This is a genomic window from Streptomyces sp. NPDC052101 (genome assembly GCF_040680235.1).
In the GTDB taxonomy this organism is placed as follows: Bacteria; Actinomycetota; Actinomycetes; order Streptomycetales; family Streptomycetaceae; genus Streptomyces.
Genome location: NZ_JBFAWH010000054.1, coordinates 22,075 through 35,905, shown reverse-complemented (window position 1 = coordinate 35,905; position 13,831 = coordinate 22,075). Strand labels below are relative to the sequence as shown.

Annotated in this window: 14 protein-coding genes; 10 read left to right on the top strand and 4 right to left on the bottom strand. The window is 72.0% G+C overall.

What is annotated here, in order from left to right:
* Window positions 1-327: 327 nt before the first annotated feature.
* From AB0L75_RS41140 to AB0L75_RS41125, 4 genes are all read right to left on the bottom strand, one after another.
* Window positions 328-600 (bottom strand): hypothetical protein, encoded by a 273-nt coding sequence (locus AB0L75_RS41140; protein ID WP_365191403.1) that lies wholly within the window; start codon window positions 598-600, stop codon window positions 328-330.
* Between the two features lie 12 nt (window positions 601-612).
* A complete protein-coding gene (locus tag AB0L75_RS41135) occupies window positions 613-774 on the bottom strand; it encodes a hypothetical protein (RefSeq protein WP_365191402.1) in 162 nt (53 codons plus the stop codon).
* Between the two features lie 224 nt (window positions 775-998).
* Window positions 999-1,460 carry a nuclear transport factor 2 family protein gene (locus tag AB0L75_RS41130; RefSeq protein ID WP_365191401.1) on the bottom strand — a complete coding sequence of 154 codons (462 nt, stop codon included), beginning with the start codon at window positions 1,458-1,460 and terminating at the stop codon, window positions 999-1,001.
* 59 nt (window positions 1,461-1,519) lie between these two features.
* Window positions 1,520-1,981, bottom strand: coding sequence for a nuclear transport factor 2 family protein (locus tag AB0L75_RS41125; RefSeq protein WP_365191400.1), 462 nt, complete (start codon window positions 1,979-1,981; stop codon window positions 1,520-1,522).
* 128 nt (window positions 1,982-2,109) lie between these two features.
* Here AB0L75_RS41125 and AB0L75_RS41120 point away from each other — a divergent pair, with 128 nt between their 5' ends.
* The 10 genes from AB0L75_RS41120 (at window position 2,110) to AB0L75_RS41075 (ending at window position 13,797) form a co-directional block, all read left to right on the top strand.
* Window positions 2,110-3,708 (top strand): class I adenylate-forming enzyme family protein, encoded by a 1,599-nt coding sequence (locus tag AB0L75_RS41120; RefSeq protein WP_365191399.1) that lies wholly within the window; start codon window positions 2,110-2,112, stop codon window positions 3,706-3,708.
* A 48-nt stretch (window positions 3,709-3,756) separates the two neighbouring features.
* Complete coding sequence (locus AB0L75_RS41115) at window positions 3,757-4,044, top strand: antibiotic biosynthesis monooxygenase family protein (RefSeq protein ID WP_365191398.1); 288 nt, start codon at window positions 3,757-3,759, stop codon at window positions 4,042-4,044.
* Complete coding sequence (locus tag AB0L75_RS41110) at window positions 4,041-5,789, top strand: FAD-dependent oxidoreductase (protein ID WP_365191397.1); 1,749 nt, start codon at window positions 4,041-4,043, stop codon at window positions 5,787-5,789. Before AB0L75_RS41115 ends, AB0L75_RS41110 begins: the two co-directional genes overlap by 4 nt.
* A 2-nt stretch (window positions 5,790-5,791) precedes the next feature.
* Window positions 5,792-6,574 carry a 3-oxoacyl-ACP reductase FabG gene (gene fabG, locus AB0L75_RS41105; RefSeq protein ID WP_365191396.1) on the top strand — a complete coding sequence of 261 codons (783 nt, stop codon included), beginning with the start codon at window positions 5,792-5,794 and terminating at the stop codon, window positions 6,572-6,574.
* A 39-nt stretch (window positions 6,575-6,613) separates the two neighbouring features.
* On the top strand, window positions 6,614-7,567 hold the full coding sequence (locus AB0L75_RS41100; RefSeq protein ID WP_365191395.1) for an aromatase/cyclase: 954 nt from the start codon (window positions 6,614-6,616) through the stop codon (window positions 7,565-7,567).
* Between the two features lie 371 nt (window positions 7,568-7,938).
* Window positions 7,939-10,374, top strand: coding sequence for an FkbM family methyltransferase (locus AB0L75_RS41095; RefSeq protein ID WP_365191394.1), 2,436 nt, complete (start codon window positions 7,939-7,941; stop codon window positions 10,372-10,374).
* Between the two features lie 14 nt (window positions 10,375-10,388).
* The gene (locus AB0L75_RS41090; RefSeq protein ID WP_365191393.1) at window positions 10,389-11,240 is read left to right on the top strand and encodes a 3-hydroxyacyl-CoA dehydrogenase NAD-binding domain-containing protein; all 852 of its coding nucleotides are present in this window, start codon (window positions 10,389-10,391) and stop codon (window positions 11,238-11,240) included.
* A gap of 86 nt (window positions 11,241-11,326) precedes the next feature.
* Window positions 11,327-11,581 (top strand): phosphopantetheine-binding protein, encoded by a 255-nt coding sequence (locus AB0L75_RS41085; protein ID WP_365191392.1) that lies wholly within the window; start codon window positions 11,327-11,329, stop codon window positions 11,579-11,581.
* Between the two features lie 21 nt (window positions 11,582-11,602).
* Entirely contained in the window at window positions 11,603-12,754 is a 1,152-nt protein-coding gene (locus AB0L75_RS41080; protein WP_365191391.1) for an acyl-CoA dehydrogenase family protein, read from the top strand.
* Window positions 12,751-13,797, top strand: a complete 1,047-nt coding sequence (locus AB0L75_RS41075; RefSeq protein WP_365191390.1) for an HAD-IIIC family phosphatase — start codon at window positions 12,751-12,753, stop codon at window positions 13,795-13,797. Before AB0L75_RS41080 ends, AB0L75_RS41075 begins: the two co-directional genes overlap by 4 nt.
* Window positions 13,798-13,831: the final 34 nt, after the last annotated feature.

The following is a 13,831-nucleotide window of genomic DNA, read 5'->3' as shown; positions in this document are numbered from 1 at the left end:
CTGACCGGCGAGGCCACCATCTCCTGGCGCGACCCGACATCACCGGATCAAATCCGCATCCCGGGATGAAACATCGGGAGAAAACGACCTCTGAGAGTGGACTTTTGGATAGCTGCGGTGAGACAGAGGGAGCACCCCGGACGGGGGGAGGAAAGAACTCAGGCCTTGCCCTGTTTCCCCGCGCTACCGGCCAACCTTGCAGCCAACATCTGTTGCCGGAACCGTTGCGGCCCACCAGGCAGACGAACTCGCCGTCGGCCACGGTGAAGCACGTCTCGCTCAGGGCTGTGTGGCCGCCGAAGCGTACGGTGACGGATTCGACGTCGATCACGGTGTTGCCTTCCTGAAGTGCGGGTCACGGTGAGCCAGGACGCCCAGGCCCGCGCAGAGCGCGAGCAGGGCGCCGAGGTCGGCCCCGGTGTCGATGGCGAGCGCTGTGCCGCCCCGGGCTCCGGTCGCGTTGCACAGCAGGGGGCCGAGCGCGGTGGGGGAGGCCAGCAGTGCGGCGGGTACGCCCTCGACGGTCTCGGCGACGCCCGAACGGCCTGCTTGCTCGTCGTCGAACCGTTCCGGCGGCGGCACGAGGAACGCCGTCGCCACGACCGCGCAGCTTCAGGCGAGCAGCGCGACCGGCAGCGCCAGAAACGTACTGGGGACCATGGGGCCGCCCCCGGCGAGCAGCAGCCCGAGACAGGCGGGCGCCACCGGATCGCCGGGCCCGCTTGAGGTGGCTGGCGACCCGGCGGGCGCGGGGCGCGCCCAGGTCGTGGACACGGCCGGGCGTGCACGTCGACGCGGCGCACACCTTGTGCAGCTGTGCCGAGCGCGGGAAAGGCTTCCGTAACAACCCTACGCAGCATGGAAGTTGTGGCGACGCGGGGCCCACTCGGCACGGCCCGGTCTCATCACCGCGTCAGTGGGACGGGGCTGGCCGCGGCTGCGGCGCCGCAGCCGGAGACGCCCGTCGTGCAAGACCGTCGCCCCAGCGACAGAGCGCTTCAGAACGACAGGTGGTCCGGTGTGACCCGGCGTTCGTGGGTGAGGAGTTGACCGGACTCGTGGACCAGGACGTCCTCCACCACGGAACTCGGGCCCATGACCGGTGCCGGGTCCCAGGGGCGGGTGATCAGGACGAGGCTGTAGTAGCGGGTGGTCAGCGCGCCGTCGGGGCGTGTCTCGACGCGCAGCATGGTGTGCCAGTGGCGCCGCCGTACCGCCTCGGTGCCGAACCGCCGCTCGTGGGCCGCGCGCAGCGCCGCCGCGATGGCCGGCCTGCCGCGCACCGGGGACGCGGCGGGCGAGGGCACGAGGACGCCGTCCGCGGTGAACGTGTCGGCGAACTCCTCGGCCCGCAGATCGTCGAGCAGCCCGACCTGGTGGGCGTAGAACTGCTGGACCTGCGTGTACAGGGCGGCGGGGGCGGCGGCTTGAGGACGTTCCTGGGTGGTGTGGTCGATCATGGCGGACCTCCGGGTGTCACGGGCTCGGCAAGGCGTGGTGGGCGCGAGAGGCGGGCGGGTCAGGCCAGGTCGTCGCGGGTGACGAGCCGGTGCCGGGTGCGCCATTTGCCGCGCACCCGCACCAGGACGTCCTCCATGACACACACCCGCAGCAGCCGCGACGCACCCCCGCGCGGCGTCACGTACACCAGGGCGTAGGCGCGGGTGAGCAGTTCTCCGTCGCGTCCCGGGCGTACGTCGAGCATCCCGATCCAGTGCCGCAGCTGCTCCCCGCTGCGCTCCTGCTGGGCCGCGTTGCGGCGCACGTTCGCCACCAGCCCCGCACGGCCGCGCACCGGCGCGTCCAGGGTCGGGACGCTGAAGACGGCGTCCTCGGTGAACGTGGCCGCCCAGCGCTCGGCCTCGTGCAGGTCGAACAGCTGCATCTGGTGGGCGTAGAACTGCTGCACCTGCGCGTACAGTCCGCCGAACTCGGCGTCGGTGCGGACGGGTTCGGGACGGACGAGCAACTCGGTGGGCATGGGACAGGCCTCCGTTCCATCGGATGTCGACACCGTCGCGGGCGCAGGTCGAGCGCCCTTCGAACCTTCCTCAAGCAGCCCGGCCGAACGTGGGATGCGCCCACCGAGACCCGCAGGAGAACGAGCCCGTGCCGAACTTCACGTACCCGGACCTCCCGGTGGACGGCCTGCTGCGCACGGCGGCCGCCCGCGATCCCGAGGGCATCGCCGTCCGCACCGCGGACACCGCGCTGACCTTCCGTGAACTGGACGTCCTGGCCGACCGGATCGCCGTGTTCCTGGAACGGCAGACCGGGCACCGGCCGGGAGTCAGGGTCGGCGTCGCCCACACCCTCACCCCGGTGTTCGCCGCCGCCTACCACGGCGCCCTGCGCGGCGGCGGCACCGCCGTCCTGATCAACCCGCTGACCGGCGAGGACGGACTGCGGCATGTCGTCGCCGTGTCCGGCGCCGAGATCGTGCTGGTGCCGTACGCCACGGCGGAGCGGCTCGCGAAGATGCGCGCGGAACTGCCGCGGCTGCGCACGATCGTGGTGACCGACGCGCCGGGCGGCCCGGTCCCCGAGGGGTGCCGGTGCCTGTTCGAGGCGCTCGAGGACGTGCCGCACGGCGCGCCGGCGCACCGCGGCGACCCGGACTCCGTCGCCTGCGTGCAGTTCACCACCGGCACCACCGGCCGGCCCAAGGGCGTGCTGCTCACCCACCGCAACCTGGTCGCCAACGCCCGGCAGACCGCACTGACCCACCGGCTCGGCCCGGACTCGGTCACCGTCAACCACCTGCCGCTGTACCACGTCATGCACCTGAACTCGGCGCTGTACGCGGGTGCCTGCCAGGTGCTGTGCCAGGACCCCGACCCGCTGGTCTCCCTGGCGGTGGCCGCCGGCACCGGCGCCACCCACTACTACGGGCTGCCCGCACGGCTGCACCGCCTCGCCGCCGACGCCCGCCTGACGCGCGCACCGCACGCCGCCCGCGGCGGTCCGCGGCTGACGGCCGTGCTGTCCGGCGGCTCGGCGCTGCGGCCCGACGCGGCGCGTACCCTGCGCGACCTGCTCGGCGTACCCGTGGTGCAGGGCTACGGCATGGCCGAGCTGTCCCCGCTCACCCACTGCCAGCAGCCCGGCCGCTACCGGCCCGGAGCGGTCGGCACGCCCGTGCCCGGAACCGAGTGCCGGCTCGTCGACCTCACCACCCGCCGCCCCCTCGACGCCGGGTCCACGGGAGAGGTGCAGGTCAAGGGCCCCCAGCTGATGGCGGGTTACCTCGACGAGGACCGGTGCGCACGGATCGACGCGGACGGCTGGTACTCCACCGGGGACGTCGGACACATCGACGACGACGGCGCCCTGTGGCTGGTGGACCGCGCCGACGACATCTTCAAGTACGACAACGAGATCGTCTCGCCCAGCCGTATCGAGCGGATCCTCGGCGAGGACCCACGGGTCGCCGACTGCCTGGTCGCCGACTGGCCCGACGCGGAACACGGCGGCCTGGCCTGGGCGGGCGTCGTCCTGCGCGACACGGGCGACGCCCGCGACGCCGACGGCACCCGCGCGGTCCTCGACTCGATCGCCGCACGCGCCAACGAGCGGCTCGCCCACTTCGAGCAGGTCCGCCGCACCGAAGCGCTGGACGCCGTGCCCCGCACCCCCACCGGGAAGCCGGAGCGGCGCCGGGTCCGCCAAGGACTCAGGACGCGAGCCGCGGCCGGCGCCGGGACCTGAGCCGTCCGCCCCCGCACCCCACCCGACCCCGTCAGGAGCAAGCAGACCATGGTGACCTTCGTCAACAAGCTGACCGTCCACGGCGACCTCGACGCCTTCCTCGCCGTCAAGGGCAGGCTCACCGCGTACATGGCCGCCCAGCCCGGCTACGTCAGCCACCGCACCCTGCGCCACGCGGCCGACTCCCGCGTCTTCCTCGAACTCGCCGTGTGGCAGGACGCCGCCGCCCACGGCAAGGCCGTGCGCAGCGAGGAGTTCCAGTCCATCGTCCGCCAGCTCGGCCCGCTGGCCACGCCCGACCCCGGGCTCTACGAGACCGTCGAGGAGAGCGCGTGATCCCCTACACCGGCGCACCGCAGGCGATCGTCGTCGGCGCGGGTCCCGTCGGCCTGACCGCCGCCCACGAACTGGCCCGCCGGGGGCTGCGGGTGCGGCTGGTCGACGCCGCTCCGGCACCCGCCACCACCAGCAGGGCCGTGGCCGTGCACCCGCGCACGCTGGAGACGTACGCGCAGATGGGCGTCGTCGACGGCATGCTGCGGCGGGGCCGGAAGAACCGCGCGTTCACCATGTACGCCGGCGGGCGCCGCCTGGTGCGCCTGGAGGCCGACTACTCGACGATGCCCACGTCGTACCCGTACACGCTGGTCATCGCGCAGACGGAGACCGAGGCCGTGCTGCGCGAGGCGGTGGCCCGGCTCGGCGTCGAGATCGAGTGGGGCACCCGCCTGACCGGTTTCGAGCAGGACGCCGAGGGCGTGCAGGTCCGCCTGACCGGGGCGGACGGCGGCGAGCAGAGCGTCCGCACCTCGTGGCTGGTCGGCTGCGACGGCGGGCACAGCACCGTGCGCAAGCTGCTCGGGCTGGAACTGCTCGGCAGGGCCAGCGAGACCTGGATGCTCGCCGACGCCCCCGTCGACACCGATCTGCCGCCCGACACCATCTACTGGACGCACACCGGCAGCCAGGCCCTGATGATGGTGCCCTACGCCCGCGACGGGCACTGGCGCCTGCTCGACACCGCGCCCGGGCCGGACGAGACCACCGGTGCCGCGTCCGCAGGTGCCGCCGAGCGGCTCGGCGGCAAGCTGTCGGCCGGGCTCGGCCGCCGGGTCCGGGTCGGCGAACCGGAGTGGACGTCCGTGTTCACCTTCCAGCAGCGGATGGTGGAGCGCATGCACCGGGGCCGGGTGTTCGTGGCCGGGGACGCCGCCCATGTGCACAGCCCCGCCTCCGGGCAGGGCATGAACACCGGCATCCAGGAGGCGTACAACCTGGCCTGGAAGCTCGCGCAGGTCGAGCAGGGGCACGCCGGGCGGGAACTGCTCGACACCTACAGCGAGGAGCGGGTCCCCATCGGCCGGGAGCTGCTCGGCTCCACCCGCACCGCCACCTCCCTCGTCCAGCTGAAGAACCTGCTCGCCTCGGCCGCGCTGCCCGTCGTCCTCGGCGTCGTGCGGGCCGTCCCCGCGCTGCGCAGGGCCCTCCAGCGCAAGGTGCTCGGCGGCATGTCCGGGCTGCGCATCGGGTACGACGAGTCCTCCCTGACCACGATCGACGTCTACGAGCAGCTCTGCGGGGCCGGACCGGTGCTGGTCTTCGGCAGGCTGCCGACACCCGGCCCCGGCCCCGGCGAGCGGGTCACGGCCGCCCGGGTGCACGACCCGGCGGACCCGGGCTGCCGCGCCCTGCACGACGAACTGCGCGACCCCCGCTGGACGCTGCTGCTGGCGGCGGGCGGCATCGGTCCCGGTGACGCGCCCGTCGGCGTGGCGGTGACCGCCGCCGTCCAGTACAGCGAGTGGCTGTCCGTGCGGACCGTGGGCGGCCGGCGCCCCGACGGGCCGGCACCGCTCGCCGACCCCGGCGGCGGGCTGCGCTCCGCGCTCGGCCTGGACCCGGGCTGCTGGCTGCTGATCCGCCCGGACGGCTATGTCGCCGCCCGCGGCACCCTGCTGACCCGCGACGACCTGGACCGCGCACTCGCGCCGCTGCGGCTGCCCGCCCCGCTCGCAGGGGAGGCCCGGCACGAACCGGGTCTGACCCTTCCCACCCCCGCCCACCGGCCCAAGGAGCACTGAGCATGACCTACACCCACCCCGTCGCCCTGGTGACCGGCGGCACGAGCGGCATCGGCCTGGAGGTCGTACGGGAACTGGCCCGCACGGGCCACCGCGTCTTCCTGTGCGCCCGCACCGAGCAGGACGTCAAGCAGACGGTGGCGGACCTGCGCGAGGAGGGCCTGGACGTCGACGGCCGGGCCGCCGACGTGCGCTCCCGGGAGTCGGTGGCCGCGCTCGTCGCCGCCGCCGTCGAGACATACGGACCGCTCTCGGTCCTGGTCAACAACGCCGGCCGCAGCGGCGGCGGCGTCACCGCGGACCTCGACGACGAGCTGTGGTACGACGTCATCGACACCAACCTCAACAGCGTCTTCTTGGTGACCCGTCAGGCGCTGAAGCACGGCGGGCTGGCAGGCGCCGCGCACGGCCGGATCATCAACATCGCCTCCACCGCCGGCAAACAGGGCGTCCTGCTCGGCGCCCCCTACAGCGCCTCCAAGCACGGCGTCGTCGGCTTCACCAAGGCCCTCGGGCGGGAGCTGGCCCCCTCCGGGGTCACCGTCAACGCGGTCTGCCCGGGCTATGTGGAGACGCCGATGGCGGCCCGGGTGCGCCAGGGGTACGCCGCCGCGTGGAACACCAGCGAGGACGTCGTGCAGGAGCAGTTCGAGGCGAAGATCCCGCTCGGCCGCTACTCCACGCCCGAGGAGGTCGCCGCGCTCGTCGGCTACCTGGCTTCGAAACCCGCCGCCTCGATCACCGCGCAGGCGCTCAACGTCTGCGGCGGACTGGGCAACTACTGATCCCGAACGGATCCGAACGACGAGGAAGAGGTGTTTGTGGTGACGGGTGAGCGTGTGCACCGTACGTCGCACTCGATCGAGGTGGACGCACCGGCCGGGGTGGTCTACGGACTGATCTCGGACGCGGTCCGCTGGCCGCTGTTCTTTCCGCCCAACGTGCATGTGGAGCGCCTGGAGTTCGACGGGACCGACGAACGGCTGCGGATGTGGGCGACGGCCACCGGCGAGGTGCGCTCCTGGGTCTCGCAGCGCGTGCAGGATCCGCAGACCCGGCGCATCGAGTTCCGCCAGTCGCACCCCCAGGCGCCGGTGGAGATGATGCACGGCACATGGATCGTCGAGGAACTGCCGGGCGGATCGGCCCTGCTGACCCTGCTGCACGACTTCACCGTGTACGACGACCGGGCCGAGGACGTGGCCTGGGTGGACCGGGCGGTGGACACCAACTCGCGGGCCGAGCTGGCCAGTCTGAAGGGGCTGGCCGAACGCTGGCGCAAGCTCGACGAGCTGGTGCTCTCCTTCGAGGACTCGGTGCGCGTCGACGGACCGGCCGAGGCGGTGTACGACTTCCTGTACCGGGCCGGTGACTGGCCCCGGCTGATCCCGCACGTGGCACGGCTGGACCTGACGGAGGACAGCCCCGGCGTCCAGGTCATGGCGATGGACACGCTCACGGCGGACGGTTCCGTGCACACCACCGAGTCGGTGCGGATCTGCTTCCCGCACGCGGGCCGCATCGTCTACAAGCAGACCACCACGCCCGCGCTGATGGAGGCGCACACCGGTGAGTGGTCGGTGGTGCCCGACGAGACCGGGGTGACCGTGGTCGCGCAGCACAGCGTGGTGCTGCGGGAGGACGCCGTGGAACGCGTCCTCGGCCCCGGCGCGGACCTCGCCCAGGCCCGCCGCTATGTCCGCGAGGCCCTCGGCCGCAACTCCACCGCCACGCTGGAACTGGCCCGCCGGCACGCGGAGTCCGCGCTCCGGCTGTGACCACCGCCCGCGGTTCCCCTCCGTCACGCGCGGGCGGCCCCTCGGCCCCCGGCGGCCACCCGACTCCGGGTGGCCGCCGGGGGCTCTTCTCGTTCCGCCCGCCGGGAGACGGGAGACGGGAGACGGGGGACGGGGGACGGGGGACGGGGGACGGGAGACGGGGGACGGGAGACGGGGGACCGGGGACGGGGGACCGGGGACGGGGGACCGGCGAGCGGCGAGCGGCGGGCGGGCGGATGTCGACCGCAGCTCCGGCTCCGCTCTAGCCGACGCCTCGAAAGTGGGTTGAGACGGACACCTCGAAAAGGGGCACGGGGCAGCAGCACTGGGCGCTCGACCCTTTCCGGACGGCCGACACCTCAAGGAGAGGCATGAGCCCCAAGAACACCACCGAGCCGGTCCTGTGGCATCTTGCCCTGGTCAGCGGCGCCAACGGCACGACCCTCGACGCAGGACTCGCCGGACTGAAGGCCCGCTTCGCACAGGGCCTCGCCCGGGAGGACGTGCCGGTGCGCATCCGCACCGTGGGCAGCACCGAGGGAGGCCATCGCGGCGCCGTCCTCACCGGGGAGGGAGCCGCCACCGAGATCGGTGCCCAGGAGGCCAGCGGCACGGCCCCGGTCGCCTTCATGTTCCCCGGACTCGGGGACCACTACCTCGACATGGGCCGGGACCTGTACCGGGACTTCCCGGTCTTCCGCGCCGCCCTGGACGAGTGTGCCGACGCGCTCGCCCCCGAACTGGGCCTGGACATCCGCGAGGTCGTCTTCCCCGACCCGCAGGAGACCCGGTCCGCGGGCGACCCGGCGCCGGCCGTCGACCTGCGCCGGATGCTCGGCCGTGACACCGGCCCGCAGAGCGAGGCCGAGCGCAGGCTGAACGCCACCCGGCTGGCGCAGCCGGCGTTGTTCGTCATCGAGTACGCGCTCGCCCGGCTCTGGGAGTCCTGGGGCGCCCGCCCCTCCCTCATGATCGGCTACAGCCTCGGCGAGTACGTCGCGGCCACCCTCGCCGGCGTCCTGACCCTGAAGGACGCCCTGACCCTGGTCGCCCGCCGCGCCGCGCTCATCGACGAGCTGCCCGAGGGCGCCATGCTCGCCGTGATGCTCCCCGAGGAGCAGGTCACCGCGTACCTGGGCGAGGAGCTGTCGCTCTCCGCCGTCAACGGACCCGAGTTCTGCGTGGTGGCCGGCCCCGTCGCCGCCGTCCAGGCGCTGGAGACCACCCTGCGCGAGCAGGGCGTCATCAGCCGCCGGGTGCGCTCCACGCATGCCTTCCACTCCACGATGATGGAGTCGATCGCCGGGCAGCTGACCGAGCTGGCACGCACCTTCACGCTCAGCCGGCCGCGCATCCCGTACATCTCGAACGTCACCGGTGAGCCTGTCACCGACGAGCAGGCGACCGACCCCGCGTACTGGGCCCGCCATCTGGTCAGCACGGTCCGCTTCGCCGACGGCCTGCGCCACCTCGCGGCCGCCCCCCTGCTGCTGGAGACCGGCCCCGGGCAGACCCTCAGCAGCCTGGCCACCGTGGTCCGCGGCGCCGAGGCGGGCACGATCGTCGCCTCGATGCGCCACCCGCTGGAGCGCCAGTCGGACTCCGCCGTCGTCCTGAAGGCGCTCGGCCGGCTGTGGCTCGCGGGCGCCGACATCGACTGGGCCGGGTTCCCGGCCGACGAGCTGGACCTCGTCGCCGACGGCGCCACGACGGCCGCCCGGCACACCCGCGAGAACGAGCCCACCGCCACCGAGCGGGACCTGACCCCCCTGTGGGCCAGGCTGCTCAAGAACGAGCAACTGCCCCGGGACGTCAGCTTCTTCGAGATCGGCGGCAACTCACTGCTGGCCACCCGGCTGATCCTGCGCATCAAGCGCACCTTCGGCGTCGAGCTGACGCTGCGCGAGGTGTACGAGTGGTCCACCCTGCCCCGGATGGCGGCCGCCATCGACGTCCTGCGGCTCGGCGGCGAGCTGGACCACACCGCCGAGGGCTCCTCGCACACGGGCAGTTCCCTGGCCCGCTTCCGGCTGCCCAACGGCCTGACGGTGTGGCACCAGAACGAGGCGGAGACCAAGCACTTCTACGAGGACATCTTCGAGCACCGCACCTATGCCAAGAACGGCATCACGATCCCCGACGGCGCCACCGTCGTGGACGTCGGCGGCAACATCGGCCTGTTCTCCCTGTTCGCGCACTACGAGGCCAAGGACGTACGGGTCTTCACCTTCGAGCCCGCCCCGCCGATGTTCGAGCTGATCAGCCGGAACGTCGCCGAACACGGCGTCAACGCCACCCTGTTCAACATCGGTGTCTCCGACGCCGAGGCCACGGCGCGGTTCACCTTCTACCCGCGCAGCTCCGGGATGTCCTCCTTCCACCCCGACGAGGAGGAGGAGAAGCACAACCTGCGCACCATCATCGCCAACCAGCAGAAGACCGGCGCCGACGCCGAGGTGGCGGAGCTGGTCTCCTCCGACGACCTGCTCGACGTCCGGTTCGAGGCCATCGAGTTCACCGCCACCCTGCGCCCGCTCAGCGCCGTCATCCGCGAACAGGGCATCGAGCGGATCGACCTCATCAAGATCGACGTGCAGAAGAGCGAACGCCAGGTCATCGACGGTATCGAGGACGCCGACTGGCCGAAGATCCAGCAGATGGTGCTGGAGGTGCACGACGCCGACGGCGAGGTGGCGCGCCTCACCGACCTGTTGCGCGGCCACGGCTTCACCGTCACCGCCGAGCAGGACGAGCTGTACGTCGGCACGGACATCCACAACATCTACGCCGTACGCGGCGCACGCTAACGGAGTCGTACGAGATGGAATTCACGACCGTAGGAGTCGTCGGCGCGGGCGTCATGGGCGTCGGCGTCGCACAGAACCTCGCCCAGACCGGTCACCGGGTGGTGCTCGTGGACGTCTCCGACGACGTCCTGGAGAACGCGCGCCGGGAACTGCGCACCAGCCTGCGCGCCTACGCCCTGTTCAACAAGGGCGCCGGCGTCGATGTGGCCGGCGTCTTCGACAGGATCGAGTTCACGACGGACTACGAGCTGCTCGCCAAGGCCGACTTCGTCGTCGAGAACGTCACCGAGGACTGGGACATCAAGAAGCAGGTGTACGAGCGGATCGACCGCATCGTGCGCCCCGAGGTGGTGTTCGCCGTCAACACCTCGGCGATCTCCATCACGCGTGTCGGCTCCGTCACCACGCGCCCCGAGCGGGTGATCGGCATGCACTTCATGAACCCGGTGCCGATGAAGCCGATGGTCGAGGTCATCCGCGGCTACCACACCACGCCCGAGACGATCGACACCGCGCGCCGCTTCCTCGCCGGGATGGGCAAGGAGTGCATCGTCGTCGAGGACGTGCCCGGTTTCGTCTCCAACCGTGTGCTGATGCTCACCATCAACGAGGCGGCCTTCCTCGTCCAGGACGGGGTGGCCCCCGCCGCCGACGTCGACCGCATCTTCAAGACCTGCTTCGACCACCGGATGGGCCCGCTGGAGACGGCCGACCTGATCGGCCTGGACACCATCCTGAAGTCCGTCGAGGTGCTCTACGAGAGCTTCAACGACGACAAGTACCGGCCGGCCCCGCTGCTGAAGAAGATGGTCGCCGCCGGCCTGCTGGGACGCAAGAGCGGCGAGGGCTTCCACAAGTACCGCTGACGCGCAGCCCGCCCACGACAGCCACGAGCCAACGACGCCCCACGACCCCGCGGCGTCCCACGACGACGACAGGACGGAAGCAGAAGATGAGCACGGACAACAGGACCCGGATCGCGGAGTACCTCTCCCGCTTCTTCCCGGTCCAGGACCTCAAGGACGACGACGACATCTTCGAACTCGGCTTCGTCAGCTCGATGTTCGCGATGCAGCTGGTCTCCTTCGTCGAGCACGAGTTCGGCATCACGGTCGAGAACGAGGACCTCGAGCTGGAGCACTTCCGCTCCATCAGCGCGCTCGACGCCTTCGTCAGCCGCAAGCTGTCCGTCCCGGTGGCGCAGTAGAAGGAAGCGGACACGACGACGATGACCGGAGCGCTCACCGCACAACAGGAGCAGGCCCGCAAGGAGTTCAGGGCCTTCGCCGACCGCCACATCGCACCCCACGCCGACGCCTGGCACCGGGCCCAGCGCACCCCGCCCGAGATCATCCGGCTCCTCGCGGACGAAGGCCTGCTCGGGCTGTCCGTGCCGAGCGCCTACGGTGGCGGCGGCTGCGACGCGGTCACGCTCGGACTGCTCGCCGCGGAACTGGGCCGGGCCTGCTCCTCGGTGCGCAGCCTGCTCACCGTGCACACGATGGTGGCGCACGCCATCGCCCGCTGGGGCAGCCGGGAGCTGAAGGAGACCTGGCTGCCCCGGCTGGCCCGCGGCGAGCGCATCGCCGCGCTCGCCGTCTCCGAGCCGGGCGCCGGCAGCGACGCGGCCGGCGTCACCACCCGCCTGGTCCGCGACGGCGACGACTGGGTGGCCGACGGCCACAAGAAGTGGATCACCTACGGGGAGACGGCCGACCTCTTCCTCGTGGTCGGCCGCAGCGAGGAGGGCCCGACCGCGCTGCTCGTCGAGCGGGACACCCCCGGCCTGCGCACCGAGCTGATCGAGGACATGATCGGCATCCGCGCCTCGATGACGGCGAACGTGTACCTGGAGGGCTGCCGGATCCCGGGCGGCAATCTGCTCGCCCGGCCCGGCCTCGGCGTCTCCCACGTCGTCGGCGCCGCCCTCGACCTGGGGCGCTACACCGTCGGCTGGGGGTGCGTCGGCATCCTCGACGCCTGCCTGGAGGCGAGCGTCGACTACGCCGGCCGGCGCGAGCAGTTCGGCTCCCTCATCAAGGACCACCAGCTGGTGCGCCGCCTGATCAGCGACATGTACACCCATGCCCGGGCGGCCCGGCTGCTGTGCCTGGAGGCGGGCCGGCTGCGGGACGCACGCGACCCCGGCGCGCTGGCCGCCACCTCCACCGCCAAGTACTTCGCCGCCACCACCGCCGGCCGGGCCGCCGCCGACGCCGTACAGCTGCACGGCGCCAACGGCTGCAGCTCCGACTACCCCGTCCAGCGCCTGCTCGGCGACTCCCGCGTCATGGAGATCATCGAGGGCAGCGCGCAGCTCCACCAAGTGGGCCTTGCCGAGTACGCCTTCCAAGAGCGTGCACCGAGGAGTTCGCGATGACGACGACCGCCAAGTCCGCCCAGACCGTCAAGTGCGTGGTCTGGGACCTCGACAACACCGTGTGGGACGGCGTGCTGCTGGAGGACGGCGACGTGACGCTGCGGCCCGCCGTCGTCGAGGTGATCCGCACCCTCGACGAGCGCGGCATCCTGCACTCGATCGCCAGCCGCAACGACCACGAGGCGGCCATGGCGAAGCTGGAGGAGTTCGGCCTCGCCGAGTACTTCCTGTACCCGCAGATCAACTGGGGCAACAAGTCCGACTCGGTGCGGGCGGTCGCCGAGGCGATCAACATCGGCATCGACACCCTCGCCTTCGTCGACGACCAGCCCTTCGAACGCGACGAGGTCCGCTTCGCGCACGCCGAGGTGCTCTGCATCGACGCGGCCGACGCCGGGGCGATCCCCCAACTGCCCGAGATGCAGCCGCGGTTCGTCACCGGCGACTCGCGCGAGCGCCGCCACCTCTACCGCGCCGACGCCCGCCGCAAGCAGGCCGAGGACACCCACCAGGGCACCGACGAGGAGTTCCTCGCCTCCCTGGACATGCGCTTCACCATCGCGGCCGCCCAGGAACGCGACCTGCAGCGCGCGGAGGAACTCACCGTCCGCACCCATCAGCTCAACGCCACCGGCTACACCTACTCCTACGAGGAACTGGACGCCTTCAGGCGCTCGCCCGACCATGACCTGCTCGTCGCCGGTCTTGAGGACCGCTACGGCACCTACGGCCGGATCGGGCTCGCCCTCGTCGAACGCGGCACCGGCGCGTGGACCGTGAAGCTGCTGCTGATGTCCTGCCGGGTCATGTCGCGCGGTGTCGGCACCGTGCTGCTGGGCCACCTGATCCGCGCCGCCCACGAGGCGGGCGTCGCGCTGCGCGCGGAGTTTGTGCCCACCGACCGCAACCGGACCATGTACGTCACCTACAAGTTCTCCGGCTTCCGCGAGGTGGCCAAGGACGGCGGACTGACCGTGCTCGAACACGACGGCGCCCGGCTGCCCGAGTTCCCGCCGTACATGGACGTCACGGTCGAGCGCTGATCGACCCGCGCACCACCCCTTCCTGCGACCTTCC

What these genes read in the sequence shown, in the direction of transcription:
- AB0L75_RS41130 (WP_365191401.1), bottom strand. Translation starts at nt 1,460, where the DNA reads ATGATCGACCACACCACCCAGGAACGTCCTCAAGCCGCCGCCCCCGCC.
- AB0L75_RS41125 (WP_365191400.1), bottom strand. Translation starts at nt 1,981, where the DNA reads ATGCCCACCGAGTTGCTCGTCCGTCCCGAACCCGTCCGCACCGACGCC.
- AB0L75_RS41115 (WP_365191398.1), top strand. Translation starts at nt 3,757, where the DNA reads ATGGTGACCTTCGTCAACAAGCTGACCGTCCACGGCGACCTCGACGCC.
- fabG (WP_365191396.1), top strand. Translation starts at nt 5,792, where the DNA reads ATGACCTACACCCACCCCGTCGCCCTGGTGACCGGCGGCACGAGCGGC.
- AB0L75_RS41095 (WP_365191394.1), top strand. Translation starts at nt 7,939, where the DNA reads ATGAGCCCCAAGAACACCACCGAGCCGGTCCTGTGGCATCTTGCCCTG.
- AB0L75_RS41090 (WP_365191393.1), top strand. Translation starts at nt 10,389, where the DNA reads ATGGAATTCACGACCGTAGGAGTCGTCGGCGCGGGCGTCATGGGCGTC.
- AB0L75_RS41085 (WP_365191392.1), top strand. Translation starts at nt 11,327, where the DNA reads ATGAGCACGGACAACAGGACCCGGATCGCGGAGTACCTCTCCCGCTTC.
- AB0L75_RS41080 (WP_365191391.1), top strand. Translation starts at nt 11,603, where the DNA reads ATGACCGGAGCGCTCACCGCACAACAGGAGCAGGCCCGCAAGGAGTTC.
- AB0L75_RS41075 (WP_365191390.1), top strand. Translation starts at nt 12,751, where the DNA reads ATGACGACGACCGCCAAGTCCGCCCAGACCGTCAAGTGCGTGGTCTGG.